The 17267-nt window shown below is 58.1% G+C and carries 15 protein-coding genes; 7 read left to right on the top strand and 8 right to left on the bottom strand.

Annotated elements, in window-relative coordinates; all coding sequences use genetic code 11:
- Nucleotides 1-122 precede the first annotated feature (122 nt).
- Together sulA and ompA are read left to right on the top strand one after the other, a co-directional pair.
- On the top strand, nt 123-629 hold the full coding sequence (sulA, locus tag ACJ8PI_RS04520) for an SOS-induced cell division inhibitor SulA (RefSeq protein ID WP_047568282.1): 507 nt from the start codon (nt 123-125) through the stop codon (nt 627-629).
- 357 nt (nt 630-986) lie between these two features.
- The gene (gene ompA, locus ACJ8PI_RS04515) at nt 987-2066 is read left to right on the top strand and encodes a porin OmpA (RefSeq protein WP_047571655.1); all 1080 of its coding nucleotides are present in this window, start codon (nt 987-989) and stop codon (nt 2064-2066) included.
- An 88-nt stretch (nt 2067-2154) separates the two neighbouring features.
- Here the strand turns inward: ompA and matP are convergent, their stop codons facing one another.
- A complete protein-coding gene (gene matP, locus ACJ8PI_RS04510) occupies nt 2155-2613 on the bottom strand; it encodes a macrodomain Ter protein MatP (RefSeq protein ID WP_164134107.1) in 459 nt (152 codons plus the stop codon).
- Between the two features lie 210 nt (nt 2614-2823).
- Between matP and ACJ8PI_RS04505 the strand changes: the two genes are divergently transcribed.
- From ACJ8PI_RS04505 to fabF, 4 genes are all read left to right on the top strand, one after another.
- A complete protein-coding gene (locus ACJ8PI_RS04505) occupies nt 2824-4572 on the top strand; it encodes an AAA family ATPase (protein ID WP_033646573.1) in 1749 nt (582 codons plus the stop codon).
- Between the two features lie 68 nt (nt 4573-4640).
- A complete protein-coding gene (gene fabA, locus ACJ8PI_RS04500) occupies nt 4641-5159 on the top strand; it encodes a bifunctional 3-hydroxydecanoyl-ACP dehydratase/trans-2-decenoyl-ACP isomerase (protein WP_004928144.1) in 519 nt (172 codons plus the stop codon).
- A gap of 302 nt (nt 5160-5461) precedes the next feature.
- The gene (locus tag ACJ8PI_RS04495) at nt 5462-5989 is read left to right on the top strand and encodes a winged helix-turn-helix transcriptional regulator (RefSeq protein WP_033637890.1); all 528 of its coding nucleotides are present in this window, start codon (nt 5462-5464) and stop codon (nt 5987-5989) included.
- Nucleotides 5986-7263 carry a beta-ketoacyl-ACP synthase II gene (gene fabF / locus ACJ8PI_RS04490; RefSeq protein ID WP_164134106.1) on the top strand — a complete coding sequence of 426 codons (1278 nt, stop codon included), beginning with the start codon at nt 5986-5988 and terminating at the stop codon, nt 7261-7263. Before ACJ8PI_RS04495 ends, fabF begins: the two co-directional genes overlap by 4 nt.
- Nucleotides 7264-7326: 63 nt before the next feature.
- Here fabF and rmf read toward each other — a convergent pair whose 3' ends face one another.
- From rmf to rlmKL, 6 genes are all read right to left on the bottom strand, one after another.
- Nucleotides 7327-7497: a ribosome modulation factor gene (gene rmf / locus ACJ8PI_RS04485; RefSeq protein ID WP_004928150.1), complete on the bottom strand. Its 171-nt coding sequence runs from the start codon at nt 7495-7497 to the stop codon at nt 7327-7329.
- A 270-nt stretch (nt 7498-7767) separates the two neighbouring features.
- Nucleotides 7768-8328 (bottom strand): membrane integrity-associated transporter subunit PqiC, encoded by a 561-nt coding sequence (pqiC, locus tag ACJ8PI_RS04480; protein WP_039566678.1) that lies wholly within the window; start codon nt 8326-8328, stop codon nt 7768-7770.
- Nucleotides 8325-9971, bottom strand: coding sequence for an intermembrane transport protein PqiB (gene pqiB, locus ACJ8PI_RS04475; protein WP_033646578.1), 1647 nt, complete (start codon nt 9969-9971; stop codon nt 8325-8327). The genes pqiC and pqiB overlap by 4 nt, the downstream gene beginning before the upstream one ends.
- Nucleotides 9958-11274: a membrane integrity-associated transporter subunit PqiA gene (gene pqiA / locus ACJ8PI_RS04470; RefSeq protein WP_071883795.1), complete on the bottom strand. Its 1317-nt coding sequence runs from the start codon at nt 11272-11274 to the stop codon at nt 9958-9960. Before pqiA ends, pqiB begins: the two co-directional genes overlap by 14 nt.
- A gap of 73 nt (nt 11275-11347) precedes the next feature.
- Nucleotides 11348-13252: an ABC transporter ATP-binding protein gene (locus tag ACJ8PI_RS04465; RefSeq protein ID WP_033637886.1), complete on the bottom strand. Its 1905-nt coding sequence runs from the start codon at nt 13250-13252 to the stop codon at nt 11348-11350.
- 5 nt (nt 13253-13257) lie between these two features.
- Nucleotides 13258-15384 (bottom strand): bifunctional 23S rRNA (guanine(2069)-N(7))-methyltransferase RlmK/23S rRNA (guanine(2445)-N(2))-methyltransferase RlmL, encoded by a 2127-nt coding sequence (gene rlmKL, locus ACJ8PI_RS04460; protein WP_089185444.1) that lies wholly within the window; start codon nt 15382-15384, stop codon nt 13258-13260.
- Between the two features lie 103 nt (nt 15385-15487).
- On the opposite strand from rlmKL, the gene ACJ8PI_RS04455 reads away from it, so the two are divergent.
- Complete coding sequence (locus tag ACJ8PI_RS04455) at nt 15488-16591, top strand: YcbX family protein (RefSeq protein ID WP_164134105.1); 1104 nt, start codon at nt 15488-15490, stop codon at nt 16589-16591.
- A gap of 6 nt (nt 16592-16597) precedes the next feature.
- Here the strand turns inward: ACJ8PI_RS04455 and ACJ8PI_RS04450 are convergent, their stop codons facing one another.
- Nucleotides 16598-17146: a cell division protein ZapC gene (locus tag ACJ8PI_RS04450; RefSeq protein WP_033637882.1), complete on the bottom strand. Its 549-nt coding sequence runs from the start codon at nt 17144-17146 to the stop codon at nt 16598-16600.
- Between the last annotated feature and the right edge of the window lie 121 nt (nt 17147-17267).

Raw genomic sequence — 17267 nt, 5'->3', positions numbered from 1 at the left:
ACAAAAAACACCGGTACAAAAAATGATCGCAATTATGCGAGCCGCTACGAAAATTTGGGTTGATCTTATCCCAAATCAGAGATACTGTATAAACATACAGTAACACGACGGGCGGGAACTTTATGCGTACTCAATCACTCTACCAACCTCATTTCAGCCAAGGCTCTTTTACAGCGCGCAATGTTGAGAAGAACACGGATGTCGGCAAAGAGAATGGCTTGATCAGTGAACTTGTTTACAACGAACGCCAGCCCGCAGTGGCTCAATTGCTGTTGCCCCTGCTGCTGCAACTGGGCAAGCAGTCTCGCTGGCTTCTGTGGCTGACACCGCAGCAAAAATTAAGCAAGCAATGGCTGCAGCAATCCGGCCTGCCTGTAGATAAGATGGTGCAATTGAGCCAAATCAGCCCGGTGAATACGGTCGAGGCGATGGAAAAAGCGCTGCAAACGGGAAATTACAGCGTGGTTCTTGGCTGGTTGCCCGAGCTAACGGAGGAGGATCGTCTAAGATTAAGACGTGCGGCAGAATTGGGTAATGCCTATGGGTTTATCATGCGCCCTCAACGTGACATTAACCCGACTCACGGACACTGTTCCACCCTAAAAATTCACTCTTCTTTGTATCATTAAGTAAATTTAGGATTTTTCCCATCATTTTCGCATCCCATAAGCGGAACCTTTACGGTGGAAGGCACAAAGCTAGTCCGGCTGCGGTTTGGCAAGCAAAAACGCCCAAGGAATCGCCGTTTTTTTAGGCTAAGAATGTTAGCAAATATGTACGATTCCGCGTTTTTTTTTAGAGCCTTATCACATCACACTTGTAACTTTCGCGCCACGTTGTAGACTTTACATCGCCAAGGTTGCTCTATAACGTCAGAAAAACTGGCGAGTAACAAACGAGGGCTTAAACCTTGGCGAAGGAATTTAACCAAGGGCTTAAAACAGCTTTAAAGCTCATTGCCTATTTGGATGATAACGAGGCGCAAAATGAAAAAGACAGCTATCGCATTAGCAGTGGCACTGGCAGGTTTCGCTACCGTAGCGCAAGCCGCTCCAAAAGATAACACTTGGTACACCGGTGCTAAACTGGGCTGGTCCCAGTACCATGACACTGGTTTCTACGGCAACGGTTACCAGAACGGTATCGGCAACGGTCCTACCCACAAAGATCAGCTGGGTGCCGGCGCGTTCCTGGGCTACCAGGCAAACCAATACCTGGGCTTCGAACTGGGCTATGACTGGCTCGGCCGCATGCCTTACAAAGGCAGCGTGAACAACGGTGCTTTCAAAGCGCAGGGCGTTCAACTGGCCGCTAAACTGAGCTACCCAATTGCTGACGATCTGGACATCTACACTCGTCTGGGTGGTATGGTATGGCGTGCAGATTCCAAAGCTAACTACGGCCGTACTGGTCAGCGTCTGAGCGACCACGACACCGGCGTTTCTCCGCTGGCTGCTGTTGGTGTTGAATACGCACTGACCAAAAACTGGGCTACTCGCCTGGATTACCAGTTCGTAAGCAACATCGGTGACGCAGGTACCGTTGGCGCGCGTCCAGACAACACCATGCTGAGCCTGGGCGTTTCTTACCGCTTCGGTCAGGATGACGTAGTTGCTCCAGCACCAGCTCCGGCTCCGGCTCCAGTTGTTGAAACCAAGCGTTTCACTCTGAAGTCTGACGTGCTGTTCAACTTCAACAAGTCTACCCTGAAAGCAGAAGGCCAACAGGCTCTGGATCAGCTGTACAGCCAGCTGAGCTCCATGGATCCTAAAGACGGTTCCGTAGTTGTTCTGGGTTACACCGACGCCGTTGGTTCTGACCAGTACAACCAGAAACTGTCCGAACAACGTGCACAGAGCGTTGTTGACTACCTGGTCTCCAAAGGCATCCCGTCAGACAAAATCTCTGCACGTGGTATGGGTGAAGCAGATGCAGTTACTGGCAACACCTGTGGCTACAAATCTGGCCGCGCTACCAAAGCTCAGATCGCTTGCCTGGCACCAGATCGTCGCGTAGAGATCGAAGTTAAAGGTATCAAAGACGTTGTAACTCAGCCTCAGGGCTAAGTTTACTCGCCTAATAAAAACCCCGCATAGCGGGGTTTTTTTTCGTCCTATTGTTGAAACCAAGCGCAGCACAGGCGCGCTCACGCACTTACTTGGGATCTTTGCCAAGAATCGCCTTCAAGTCTTCTTTCAACGACGACATCTGGTTCGCATACTTTTCTTTGCGTTCAGCGTCTTCGATAAGCTGCACGACGGTTTCCGACAGCGTAACGCCACGTCGGCGCGCCAGGGCAGCCAATCGTTGCCAAACCAAAAACTCCAGATCGATAGATTTTTTACGCGTATGCTGATGTTCTGCGTTAAAATGACGTTTACGGCGGGCGCGGATCGTTTGTTTCATCCGGTTATCCAGTTCCGGATTCATGTGAGCGACAATCCATGCAAGTACCTTTACCGGCTCATTTTCCAGCTTCAGCAGCTCGTTAACCGCCTCCTGAGCAGCGCTGTTTTCAATGTAGCGGGTAATGAGTTCCCCTTCCCGATGTTTCTTCACCAGGTACTTCCATTTCCAACCGCTCTCCAGATTTTCCAGTTGCTGATATTTCATCTTGAGCTCTTCAGTGACCGCGTAACTTCAAATAAGCATAACAGCTTTGCGCCAAATTTCCCCGGCAATTAAGCCGTCTTTTAGACTGTTTTTTGCACAGTCACCGCGCGATGTCAAACTCCCTGATGCCAACTGGCACTCCGCATGTATCAAGCCGCCGTTATTCTTGTATAATCGCCCTTTCCCTTTTTAACGATTGCATCTAACACTTTGACCAATAACCGACTTGAATGGCAATCTTTATTGCCGGACGTAACGCCTTATCAGGCGATATTTGATACCGCCGCTCAGTTGGCACCCGTGCCCTTTTCCGCCATTCAGCCTCGGCTGGAAAATGCCCTGACGCTATTTTGCCACCCCCAATCGCCACCGCGTTTCATGCTGTTGAAGGCGCAAGAAACACGAGAGTATCTGGAACTGATCGCTCACGCCGTCACGCCACTGCTGCCGAAAAACACGGCATGCCGCGGCAGCCACTATGTCATTCAGGATGGCAAAGTCAGCGTAGAGCCGGCCAGCCGTGGCGATGAACCTTTTGCCGCCGGCGGCGCTTGCCTGTTCCAGGAGTGGGTTGAGCCGGAGCAACTGTTTGGCTGCGTACGGATCCACAATGGCGACATCACCCTGCAGCCGGGTCTGGTGCACCAGGCCAACGGCGGCATTTTGATTCTGTCGGCCCGCGCCCTGTTGGCTCAGCCGTTGCTATGGCTGCGGCTGAAGCAAATGATCGGCCAACGTCAGTTCCATTGGGTTTCGCCAGACGAAACCCGCCCGCTGCCGGTAGCCATTCCGCCAATGCCGCTGGAGCTGCGGCTGATTGTGGTCGGCGATCGCCACGGCCTGGCCGATTTTCACGATATCGAGCCGGAACTGAGTGAACAAGCGGTCTACGGTGAATTCGAAGACGATCTGCAGCTGACTGAAGTTGATGATATGGCGCAGTGGTGCGGCTACGTCAACGGCGTGATTGCCGACCAGCAGTTGCCGATGCTGGCGAGCGACGCCTGGGCGCCGCTGATCGTTCAGGCCGTGCGTTACAGTGGCGACCAGGGCATCCTGCCACTCTCGCCGGTTTGGCTTGGCCAGCAGCTGTCCGAAGCCGCACTGTATGCCGAAGAAGATCGCATTACGGCCAAAGCGTTCGAAGCGGCGTTAAATGCCCGCGAATGGCGTGAAAGCTATCTGGCCGAACGTATGCAGGATGAAATCGAGCTGGGCCAGATTCTGATTGAGACCGAGGGTGAAGTGATCGGGCAAATCAACGGCCTGTCAGTCCTGGATTATCCCGGCCATCCACGCAGTTTTGGCGAACCGTCGCGCATCAGTTGCGTTGTGCACCTCGGCGATGGCGAGTTCACCGACGTCGAGCGCAAAGCCGAACTGGGCGGCAACCTGCACGCTAAAGGCATGATGATCATGCAGGCGTTCTTGATTGCCGAACTGGATCTGGATCAGCAGTTACCCTTCTCCGCTTCCATCGTCTTTGAGCAATCTTACGGTGAAGTAGACGGCGACAGCGCCTCGCTGGCTGAACTGTGCGCGTTGATCAGCGCCCTGTCACAGCAACCGATCACCCAGCAGATCGCCGTCACCGGCTCCGTCGACCAATTCGGCAACGTACAGCCGATAGGTGGCGTTAACGAAAAGATCGAAGGTTTCTTCGAGGTTTGTTTGCGCCGCGGCCTGACGGGTAAACAGGGCGTCGTATTGCCCGCGACCAACGTGCGCCACCTGTGCCTGCGCCAGGATGTCGTCGACGCGGTACGCGAAGGGCAATTCCATCTGTGGGCGGTAGAGAGCGCGGCGGAAGCCTTGCCTTTGCTCACAGGTTGCCTCTACTCTGACGAACAACAGCCGAACTTGTTGGCGGCCATTCAGGAACGGATTGCGCAGGTGAGCCTGCAGGAACGCCGTCGTCCGTGGCCGCTGCGCTGGCTCAACTGGTTCAACCACGGCTGATCGGACTTGTTCAGCGTACACGTGTTAGCTAACCTGCGTCCTTCATTAAAATAAGGCTTACTGAGAACATGGTAGATAAACGCGATTCCTATACGAAAGAAGACCTCGAAGCATCCGGCCGTGGCGAGCTGTTCGGCGCCGGTGGCCCACCGTTGCCGGCAGGTAACATGTTGATGATGGACCGCGTGGTCAAGATGACCGAAGACGGCGGAACTCACAACAAAGGTTATGTGGAAGCGGAGCTGGATATTAATCCGGACCTATGGTTCTTCGGTTGCCACTTTATCGGCGATCCGGTCATGCCAGGCTGCCTGGGCCTGGATGCGATGTGGCAGCTGGTCGGTTTCTACCTCGGTTGGCTGGGTGGCGAAGGCAAAGGCCGCGCGCTGGGCGTCGGTGAAGTCAAGTTTACCGGCCAGGTGCTGCCAACCGCGAAGAAAGTGACCTACCGCATTAACTTCAAACGCGTCATCACCCGCAAGCTGATCATGGGCGTCGCCGATGGCGAAGTGCTGGTTGACGGCGAAGTGATCTATACCGCCACCGATCTGAAAGTGGGCCTGTTCAAGGACACCACAGCGTTCTGATCACGCTGAGGAGAAGGCGGCCATCGTCTTCCTCTTCGCATGCCATCACGCCCAGCGTGATGGCATTTCTTTCACTTCTCGTTTAAAGACTACTCACCTCCTTTAATTGCCCGCTGCCGAAACGTTTTTCCCCCTGTCTCCACCCTATTCCTACCCGAACGCAGGCCAGTTGAGCGAGGCCTCTCCCCGCAGCCCGCACCGACGCGATAGCGGTTTTTTCCATCCGGTCATTTTCTTGCCCCTCAAAATCGCCTAGTATAGCTATCATGTAACTACAATAAATGTATCCACAAAGAGGCTATATGCAAAAAACCCGCTTTAGCGATACACCTTGCCCCGTCGCACGTTCGTTAGATCGCGTCGGAGAATGGTGGAGCATCCTGATCCTGCGTGATGCCTTTCAGGGATTGTCCAAGTTCGACGAATTCCAACAAAGTCTGGGGATTTCACCCACTCTCCTGGCCCGACGCCTGAAGGATTTAGTGGCCCACGGCATTCTGCATAAGCAACGTTATCAAACGCGGCCGGTTCGCTATCAATATCTGCTCACCGAACGCGGCAACGATTTTCTTCCCGTACTGGCCGCTCTCTCACAATGGGGCAATCGCCATTTGATCGACGGTGACATTAGCGCCTTGTTAGTCGACGGCCGCACCGATCGGCCGATCCAGGTCCAGTTGATCAACGTCGAGACCCAACAGCAGGTGCCGCCGCAGTTTATTACGTTGGCACCGGGGCCTGCGGCAAATGACGGCATACGTCAACGCGCCGAACTAATGCGGCAGCGGCGCCTCGCCGATTTATCCGAACTCACCAAGGAGCAGTCATGAGCAATCGTCGTATCGTTATTACCGGCATGGGCGCCGTTTCACCGTTAGGGTGCGGCGTGGAGACCATCTGGCAACGTTTATTAAAAGGAGAGTCCGGCATTCGGGCTTTGCCTGACGAGATCGTTGCAGATTTGCCGGTCAAGGTCGGGGGGCAAGTCCCCGAACTGGCGCAAGATGCCGAGGCGGGATTCAACCCAGACGCGTCCGTCGCCCCCAAGGACCAAAAGAAAATGGATCGCTTTATTCTGTTTGCCATGGCGGCGGCGGATGAAGCCGTTCGTCAGGCCGGCTGGATAGCCGATACGGAAGAAAAACAAGAGCGAACCGCCACCGTCATCGCCTCGGGCATTGGCGGCTTCCCGGCCATTGCCCAGGCGGTGCGCACTACGGACAGCCGCGGCGCCAAGCGCCTGTCGCCATTCACCATCCCCTCTTTCCTGGTCAATCTGGCGGCCGGTCACGTTTCCATCAAGCATCACTTCAAAGGCCCGATTGGCGCACCGGTCACCGCCTGTGCGGCCGGCGTGCAGGCCATTGGCGACGCGGTGCGTATGATCCGCAATGATGAGGTCGATATCGCCCTGTGCGGCGGTACCGAAGCCGCTATCGACACCGTAAGCCTGGGCGGATTCGCCGCCGCGCGCGCCATGTCCACCGCACCGGCCGAGTTGGCGCGACAGGCCTCCCGGCCTTTCGACAGCGCCCGGGACGGTTTTGTCATGGGGGAAGGCGCCGGCATGCTGGTGATTGAAACGCTGGAGCATGCGCGGGCGCGCGGCGCTACGCCGCTCGCGGAAATCGTCGGCTATGGCACCAGCGCCGACGCCTACCACATGACCTCCGGCGCTGAAGACGGCAACGGCGCCTATCGGGCGATGAAAATCGCGTTGAAGCAGGCGAATGTCGCCCCAGAAGAGGTTCAGCATTTAAACGCGCACGCGACTTCGACACCCGTAGGCGATTTAGGCGAAATCAATGCCATCAAGCACCTGTTTGGCACCACCGGGACTGTCGCCGTGACCTCGACGAAATCAGCGACCGGGCACCTGCTCGGCGCCGCCGGCGGGTTGGAAACCATCTTTACCGCTTTGGCTCTGCGCGATCAGATAGCCCCTGCAACGCTGAATCTGGATAACCCCGATCCGGCGGCGGCAGGTTTGCATCTGGTCGCGAAACGGGCGGAATCGATGGACATGACCTACGCCTTATCAAACGGCTTTGGCTTTGGCGGCGTGAATGCGAGTATTTTACTTAAACGCTGGCAGGACGAATAAACGGCACAAACAAAAACCTCCGCCAAGGGCGGAGGTTATTCCTTTTATTTGACAGGGAGCCGCTTAAGCGGTCACAGCCCTGTCTTCCATGGCTTCTCGCCAACCTCCCAGCCATTGAGACCGGGCGTCCACCGATGATTGGTAGGGACAATGTTCCCTGGAACGCCCTAAAATACCTGCCTGATACCCTCTCGAATGCGCCCTTTCCAGACGATCGCGTTTCTGTCTCTTCATGCCTCGTTTCCCTCATTTTGGTCTGGTGGAAAGAAAACAATGGCTGCTTTTTGCGCAGCCACGAGTAATCAATAGCGCTAAAAGAAGAGAAGATCAATGCGCAAAATTCACGCCAATGTCATATTTGTGAGCTACGCCCGAGGAAAGTGCTAAGTGGCTGATCTGCCGGGGAAGGGTTTAACTTTTTGAAATTAAATAGAAATCCCTGCCAGCGAAAAAAAACGAATTTTCACGCTGACAGGGATTAGACGATTTTAGACCAAATTATGACTAAATGCCGCCCATCTGTGCTGCGATAGCCTGAGCTTCCTGCTGCCAGCCCTGCGCCAGGGTGCGCACCAGGGCATCATAGCCGTCCTCGCCCTGTTTCAATTCCAGGCTGAAAGGCCGTTTGATCAAGCGCCCCTGGCGGTTCAGCACCCACTCGCCGCGAACGATCGCCTTGCCGTCAAAACGGCCGTGGAAGCCGCTGACGGTGACGTTGAGCACATCCTGATCGCTGCTCATCGGCTGCGAAGAGACCACCCAGCCCGGCAGCGCGCTGCTCAGGTTGGTGACCAGCGTTTGCTGCAGCTGCTGGTCGAGCGGGCTGGCCCACAGATTGTTCTGCGCTATCACATACTGCACGTCGTTGGTCTGATACACCACGCCGCTCTGCGCCAGATAATCCGCCACGCTCACGTGCTCCAGCCACAGCTGGCGCGTGGAGGCACCGCTGCTGCTGGCCGCGGCCGGCGCACCCAGCGCCGGCAACTGATAGTAGGTCTTCTGTGGCGAACTGCTGCAGGCGCTGAGCAACAGCGCCAGGGCTACCGGGATCCATTTCATCATTTCGTGGCCTTCTTCGGCTGAGGGTCAGTGCTGCCGGCGGCTTCAAACACCAGCGCGTTGCTCTTCTCATTCAGGGTGCGCAGCACCGGTTGCAGCTCACGCAACACCTGGTCGAGGCGCTGCATATCGCCCACCATCTTGTTGTAAGCCGGCGAACCAGGCTGGAACCCTTTCATGCTGCGGTTCAGCTCCAGCAGGGTTTTCTGCATGTCCTGCGGCAGCGCCTGCATCTCTTTGCTGGCGATGATGTCGTTCAGCGACTTCATGGTCTGCTGCGTCGATTTCATGGTTTTCTGACTTTCCGCCAGCGTCTTGGTCGCTTCGTTGATCATCGGATTGATCGGCATCGAATTAATCTTATCCAACGTCTGCATCAGTTTCTGCTGGATCTGCGCCAGACCGCCGCTGGTGGTCGGCATCAGCGGATAACCGAACAGCTCGCGCGGCCCTTTCCACGGTTTCTCCTGCGGATAGAAGTCGAGATCGATGTACAGCGAACCGGTCAGCAGGTTGGCGGACTTCATCGAGGCACGCATGCCGCGGGACTCGGCGTCTTTCAAATGCCCTTCGATATCGAAATTGCCGCCCAGCTCTTTCTGGAAGCGATCCGGCTCGATGCGGATCAACACCGGAATGCGGTAATCGTTGTCCAGGCGCTGCGCCATGCCCTCTTTGTAGAACGGCACCTGCGCCACCGTCCCCAAACGAATGCCGCGGAACTCGACCGGGGCGCCCGGCTGCAGGCCGCGCACCGAGTCGGAGAAGAACAGCAGGTAGTCCTTATGCACGGTATACAGCGAATCCTGCGTGCTGCGCTGGTTGTCGAACAGCTGGTACTCCGCCTTCTCTTTCGCCTGTTCGCCGCGATCCCAGCCCTCCGGCACGTCAAAACTGACGCCGCCGCTGAACAGGGTGGTCAGCGACCCCATCTCCACCCGCATGCCCTGCGCCGACATGTCGAACGCCACGCCGCTGTCTTTCCAGAAGCGCACGTTGGTGGTGACCAGCTGATCGTAAGGCGCGGTAATGAACAGCTGATAGCGCATGGCGCGCGTTTTAGGATCGAAATAGCTGGTTTCCACCGAGCCGACGCGGTAGCCGCGGAACAGCACCGGATCGCCGGCGTTGAGCTGGCCCGATCTTTCGCTGTCCAGCACGATGCGCAGCCCTTTGGCATCCGGAGAGGCCAGCGGCGGCGCGTCGAGCAGCTGATAGTTGTCTTTGCCGTCTTTGCCCTTGTTGCCCGGCTGCAGTTCGATATAGGCGCCGGAGAGCAGCGTGCCCAGCCCGGAGACGCCTTCACGGCCGATCTGCGGCTTCACCACCCAGAAGGCGGAGTCCTGGCGCAGCAATTTCTCCATGCCGGAATTAAGGCGCGCCTGCACCATCACCTTGCTCAGATCCTCGCTCAGCGTGACGGTTTCCACCACGCCGACGTCCACGCTGCGGCTTTTGATTTTGGTTTTACCCGCTTCCAGCCCTTCCGCCGTCGTGGTGACCAGCGTCACTACCGGCCCCTGATGGCTGAAGTGGTAAAACAGGATCCAGGCGCCGATCAGCGCGGTCACGATGGGAATGATCCACACCGGCGACCAGCGCTTGATCTTCTCGACGTCCGCGACGCTATGATTATTTTCCGTCACCTTGCGGCTCCTTGTTGATTGTTTCACTTGCGCGATCCCAGGTCAGCCGGGGATCAAATGTCATGGCGGCGAACATGGTGAGGATCACCACCAGCGCGAACAGCACGGCGCCCGTCGCGGGGTAAATGCTCATCAACTGCCCCATTCGCACCAGCGCCGACAATACGGCGATCACAAACACGTCGATCATTGACCAGCGGCCAACGAATTCGACCACTTCATAAATCAGATGCATGCGCTCGCTGTCGGCACGCGGTTTCTTCCTGCCGTTGGCATCCCAGCACAGCCAGCCGATCGCCAGCATTTTCAGCGACGGCACCATGATACTGGCGATGAAAATCACCAGCGCCACCGGATAAGAGCCGTCGCCCCACAGCAGGATCACCCCCGCCATGATGGTGGAGTTCATTTTGTTGCCCAGCGCCTCGGTCACCATGATCGGCATCAGGTTGGCCGGAATGTACAGCATGACGGAGGTCACCAGCAGCGCCAGCGTCCACTGCAGGCTGTGGCGGCGACGCACGTAGCCGTTGGTGTGGCAGCGCGGGCAGCGCACCTGATTGGCCGGCAGGATCGCCGTGCAGCAGGCGCAAGAGCGCACGCCCTGCCGCATGCCGGTGCGCCCCACCGTCAGCGGGCGATCGAGACGCGGCGCCGGTTCGATGTCCTGCCACAGCCAGCGCCGATCCACGCACTGGAAGGCGCGCACCTGCAGCAGGCAGAACAGGCAATAAGGCACGAAGCTGCTGCCGATGCCGATATCGCCGTAGGCCATCAGCTTGACGAAGCTGACCAGCACCCCGGCGAGGAAAATTTCCACCATGCACCAGGTCTTGAACTGGAACAGCACCCGGGCCATCCACTCTTTCAGCCCCAGCGGCAAACGCACTTTGGCACACAGCAGAATGATCGCCACCATGCAAAACGCCGGGATCAGCTGCACGAACACCATAAACAGCGTGGCCATGCTGGCGTAGTCTTCCGCCACCATGACTTCCGGAATTTGAATCAGCCGGATTTCATTGCCGATGCCGGCGACGCGCATGTTGATAAACGGGAAAATGTTGGCCAGCACCAGCATGAACAGGGCGCTGAGGGCGTAACCGATCGGCCGCTTGCGCGGCTCGTCCCAGCGGGCGCTGAGCGTGGTTTTGCAGCGCGGGCAGACCGCTTTGCTGCCATAGGCCAGCGGCGGCAGCGCCACCAGCATGTCGCACTGCGGGCACAGCATCAGGTTATCCTGGTGCTCCGCCGAAGGTGCGGAATGACTATGCTGCTGATGATTGTTGTGGGAACACACCATATTCCTCCTAAATAACGTTGCTCACCGGCACGTCGATACCGCCCGCAGCAGCGCGCGGGCGGTATCGCAACGGTCAGCCGTTTTTCATCGCTTCCAGCTCTTCCCAGCGGGCGAAGGCCTGCTCGAGCGCCTGCTCGGCGTTAGCCAGCGCCGTCAGCACTTGTTGCGTTTCGCTGTGCGGCCGCGTGAAGAAGTCGGCGTCGCTCATCTGCGCCTGCAGCGCTTCGATCTCCGCCTCCAGCTGTTCGAGCCGCTGCGGCAACTGTTCCAGTTCGCGCAGCAGGTTGTAACTCAGCTTGGCCGCCGCTTTCTTCGGCTGTTCGGCCTTTTTCTCCGCAGCCGGTTTGCTCGCGCTCGGCGCCGCCTGACGAATCGGTTTCGCCGTGGCGCGCTGATGATGCGCATCGTAGTAACCGCCGACGAAGGCGTTGATCACGCCGTTGCCTTCGAAGATCCAACACTCGGTCACCGAGTTGTCGACGAACTGACGATCGTGGCTGACCAGCAGCACGGTGCCCTGATAGCCGTCGATAAGCTCTTCCAGCAGCTCCAGCGTTTCGACGTCGAGATCGTTGGTTGGTTCATCGAGGATCAGCAGATTGCTCGGTTTCAGAAACAGCTTAGCCAACAGCAGGCGGTTACGCTCACCGCCCGACAACGCCTTCACCGGCGTCATCGCGCGTTTCGGGTGGAACAGGAAGTCCTGCAGGTAGCCCAAGACGTGACGAGGACGGCCGTTGACCATCACTTCCTGCTTGCCTTCCGCCAGGTTGTCCATCACCGTGCGCTCCGGATCGAGATCCGCGCGGTGCTGGTCGAAATAAGCCACTTCCAGCTTGGTGCCGCAGTGCACGCGGCCGCTGTCGGCTTTCAGCTGACCGAGCATCAGTTTCAGCAGCGTGGTTTTGCCGCAGCCGTTCGGCCCCACCAACGCAATCTTGTCGCCGCGCTGTACCTGGGCGGAAAAATCGCGCACCAGCACTTTTTCGCCCACCTGATAATTGACGTTTTCCAGCTCGAACACGATTTTGCCGGAGCGGGTCGCCTCTTCCACCTGCATCTTGGCGGTGCCCATCACTTCGCGGCGCTGCGAACGCTCGACGCGCAGCGCCTTCAGCGCACGCACGCGGCCCTCGTTACGGGTACGGCGCGCCTTGATGCCCTGACGGATCCAGACCTCTTCCTGCGCCAGCTTGCGATCGAACTCGGCGTTTTGCAGCTCTTCCACCCGCAGCGCTTCTTCTTTGCTCTGCAGATACAGATCGTAATTGCCCGGCCAGGAAACCAGCTTGCCGCGATCCAGATCGACGATGCGCGTCGCCATGTTGCGGATAAACGAACGGTCGTGCGAGATGAAGACGATGCTGCCGTCGAACTCTTTCAGGAAGCCTTCCAGCCAGTCGATGGTTTCGATATCCAGGTGGTTGGTCGGTTCGTCGAGCAACAGCACGCGCGGCGAGCTCACCAACGCGCGGCCCAGCGCCGCTTTACGCAGCCAGCCGCCCGACAGCGAGGAAAGCTCGGCGTCGCCGTTCAGCCCCAGCTGCAACAGCACTTCGCTGATGCGGCTGTCGAGCTGCCACAGCCCCTGGTGATCGAGGATCTCCATGATTTGCGCCATGCGCGCCAGATTTTTCTCGCTCGGGTCGCTCTCCACCAGATGGGAAATCGCATGGTACGCCTTCAGGTGTTCCGCCTGCTCCGCGACGCCTTCGGCCACGAAGTCGAACACGCTGCCGCCGATATTGCGCGGCGGATCCTGTTGCAGGCGCGCCACGATCAGATCCTGCTCGTAGATCACCCGGCCGTCGTCCAGCGGGATCTCTTTGCCGAGGATCTTCAGCAGCGTGGATTTGCCGGCGCCGTTGCGCCCGACCAGACACACGCGCTCGTTGTCTTCGATATGAATTTCGGTGTTGTCTAAAAGCGGCGCATCGCTGAAAGAGAGCCAGGCGCCGGACATGCTGATTAACGACATAGTAATTATTTTCCTTCGCCGGCGTGAGTCACCAGCCAGCAGTTGTGGATCTGACGGTTACGGGCAAAGTCCTGCGACAGCGTCTTGGCGGTGATCTCTTTCGCCTCCAGGCCCAGCGCACTCAGCCCTGCCATATCCATTTGGAAACCGCGCTTGTTGTTCGAGAACATGATGGTTCCGTTGCGGCGCAGCAACCGTTTCAAATCTTTCATCAGCGCCAGATGATCGCGCTGCACGTCAAAAGTGTTCTCCATCCGCTTGGAGTTGGAGAACGTCGGCGGATCGATGAAGATCACGTCGAACTGTTCGTTGGCGTTGCTCAGCCACGACAGGCAGTCGGCCTGGATCAGCCGATGCTGACGGCCGGTCAGGCCGTTGGCGCGCAGGTTCTTCTCCGCCCATTCCAGGTAGGTGCGCGACATGTCCACCGTGGTGGTGCTGCGCGCGCCGCCCAGCCCGGCGTGCACGCTGGCGGTGCCGGTATAGGCAAACAGGTTGAGGAAGTCCTTGCCGCCGCTCATCTCGCCCAACATGCGGCGCGCAATACGGTGATCGAGGAACAGGCCGGTATCGAGATAGTCGGTCAGGTTAACCCACAGTTTGGCGTTATACTCTTCCACCAGCAGGAACTCGCCCTTCTGCGCCAGCTTCTCGTACTGATTCTTGCCCTTCTGCCGCTCGCGAGTTTTCAGGATCAGCTGATTCGATGGCAATTCCAGCACCGCCAGCGTCGCGTTGATCACATCGAACAGGCGTTGACGCGCTTTCTGCGCATCGACGGTTTTCGGCGGCGCATACTCCTGCACCACCACCTTGCTGCCGTAACGATCCACCGCGACGTTGTATTCTGGCAGATCGGCATCGTACAGGCGGTAGCATTCAATGCCCTGCTGTTTCGCCCACTTGTCGAGCTTCTTCAAGTTTTTGCGCAGACGGTTGGCGAAATCTTCCGCCACCTGCACGCCGCCGGTAGTGGCGCCGGCCGGGTTCGCCGCCAGCTGATAGTTTTTCTGCACGCACTCCAGCGGGCCGTTCTTCGCCTTGAACTGGCGCTCGGCGCGCAGCTGCAGGCAGCTCAACAGCTCCGGCGAGGCGCTGAACAGCGAAAGCTGCCAACCGCCGAAGGCGCTTTTCATCACGCGGCCCAGCATGTTGTGCAGCGCGATCAGCGCCGGTTCGCTTTCCAGACGCTCACCGTACGGCGGATTGCTGATCACGGTGCCGTGCGGGCCTTCCGGCAGCGGGTTGGTCAACCGCGCCACGTCGCCGACGTTGAAAGTGATCAGCTCGGCAACGCCGGCGCGGCGGGCGTTGCCGCGCGCCATTTCAATCACCCGGCGATCGATATCGGAACCGAAGAAGCGAGAGGCGGTTTCCTGCAGGCCGCGGCGCGCGCGCACCTGCGCTTCGGCGGTGACTTCACGCCACAGTTCGGCGTTGTGGCCATTCCAGGCGCTGAAGCCCCAGTGCTGGCGATGCAGGCCAGGCGCGCGATCGGCGGCGATCATCGCCGCTTCGATCAACAGCGTGCCGGAGCCGCACATCGGATCGAGCATCGGCGTGCCCGGCTGCCAGCCTGAACGCAGCACAATGGCGGCCGCCAGGTTTTCCTTCAGCGGCGCCTGGCCGGTGAGATCGCGGTAGCCGCGCTGATGCAGGCCTTCACCGCTCAGATCAAGCGCCACGCTGGCCATATCGCGCTGCAGGAAGACGTTAACGCGAATATCCGGCTGCTGCTTGGCGACCGTTGGGCGTTGGTCGAGTTTGCGGGTGAAGCTGTCGACGATGGCGTCTTTCACCTTCAGCGCGCCATACTGGCTGTTGCGGATCTCTTCGTTCACGCCGCTGAAATGCACGGCAAAGGTTTTATCCACGCCAAAAATGCTCGGCCAGTCGATCGCCTGCACCCCGAGGTACAGATCCAGATCGCTGTGCACGCGGAATTCGTTCAGCGGCAACAGAATGCGCGAAGCCAGGCGGCTCCACAGCAGGCTTTGGTACAGAAGACGATCGTCACCCTGAAAATGTACCCCACCCTGCACCACTTTGCAGTCGTGAGCGCCAAGCGCTTCCAGCTCGCTTTTTAACAGTTCTTCCAATCCACGCGCCGTGCTGGCAAACAGAGAGTTCATATCGTGCTTATCACCAAAAAGAAAATTGTTGCGCATTATAGCTAATCCGCACCGCTTGTCATAAAGTTGCTCCCTTCTATTTAATAATCGCACGGAGATGAGGGTGATCACGCTTTCCAGACTCTACGTCCATCCGGTTAAATCACTGCGCGGTCTGCAGCTTTCTTACGCCCAGGTCGGCAGCAGCGGTCTGGCCTTCGACCGCAACTTTATGATCACCGAGCCGGATGGCACCTTTATTACCGCGCGCCAATACCCGCAGATGGTGCTGTTCACGCCGGCGCTGCTGCCGGACGGGCTGTTCCTGACCGCGCCGGACGGCGAAAGCGCCGCCATTCGCTTCAGCGACTTCGCCGCCGCGCCGCAGCCGACCGAGGTATGGGGAAACCACTTCACCGCGCTGATCGCGCCGGATGAGATCAACCGCTGGCTGAGCGGCTATTTCCAGCGCGACGTTCAGCTGCGCTGGCTGGGGCCGGAGTTGACCCGCCGGGTGAAAAAACACCCCGAAATCCCGCTGACCTTTGCCGACGGCTACCCTTATCTGCTGATTAACCAGGCTTCGTTCAACGATCTGCAGCGGCGTTGCCCCGGCAGCATCAAGCTGGAGCAGTTCCGCCCCAATCTGGTGGTGAGCGGCGCAGCCGCCTGGGCCGAGGACGGTTGGCAGGTGATCCGCGTCGGCGACGTGATGTTCGATCTGGTGAAACCCTGCAGCCGCTGCGTGCTCACCACCGTCAGCACCGAGCGCGGCCGCAAGCACCCGAGCGGCGAACCGCTGAGTACGCTGCAAAAATTCCGCTCCGCCGACAACGGCGATATCGATTTCGGCCAGAACATGATCGCGCGCAGCAGCGGCATCATCCGCGTGGGCGATACGGTGGAACTGCTGTCGACCAAGCCGCCGCGCCCTTATGGCGCCGGCAAAGTGGTGGAGAGCGTGCAGGCGCCGCAAGACAGCGAGCACAGCGTCACTATCGAATATGAAGGAAAGGTGTTTACCGGCAACAACCAGCAGATCCTGCTCGAACAGCTGGAACAGCAAGGCATTCGCGTGCCTTACTCCTGCCGCGCCGGGATTTGCGGCAGCTGCCGCATTACGTTGTTGAGCGGTGAGGTCGCGCCGCTGAAGAAAAGCGCGCTGGGCGACAACGGCACCATCCTGTGCTGCAGCTGTATCCCAAAAAGTGATTTGACGTTGGCGTAATCCGCCTTATACCGCCCTGTCGTAAGCCGGGGCGGCGCTTTCATCCTGCGCGCAGGGTTTCAGCCGATCGTGCATCACCTTGATGGCGTCGCCCAATACCATGGTGCGGCCGGCGACCGTCAGTTGATTTTGCGCCAGCAGGCACAGGCTGGCGTTATCCCCGGCCTCCACCACCAGCAAGCGCGCTTCCACGCCGCTTTCCATCACCTTCACCGCCGCCAGCTCGCCGTTTTTCGGCTGCAGCGGGTAATGCTGCTGCGAGAAATGCCAGCTCTTCGGCATCAGCGGTTTCAGGAAGCGGTAGGCGACCAGCGCATTCAACACCAGCTCGGCGCGCTGCTCATGGCTGAGTTTGATCTGCTTGCACTGTTCTTCATAGGTGAAATAAAGGGCGGCGTCATCCACGCAAAAAGCGCATTCATCGAAGGCGTCCGGCGTTAACATTTTGGCCGGGAAACGTGAACGGAAGATCATACCATTAGCTAAATCCAGCATTAGCCGATCGTGTTCGGCATCAAAATACCAACGCCAATTATCGTCAGGTTTTATCTTCATTTCGTATCCTTCTCGCTGCCTATGCCAACGCCGCACTCACCCTAAAAGGCGATTTTATCACCGATAAAATAGCTTAAACATCGGATAATTCCGCGAACGATATTTATGCTAACGAACAAAA

The sequence above is a fragment of the Serratia sp. CY82433 genome (assembly GCF_052166535.1).
Taxonomy (GTDB): Bacteria; Pseudomonadota; Gammaproteobacteria; order Enterobacterales; family Enterobacteriaceae; genus Serratia; species Serratia sarumanii.
This window is presented reverse-complemented; position numbering and strand designations above follow the sequence as displayed.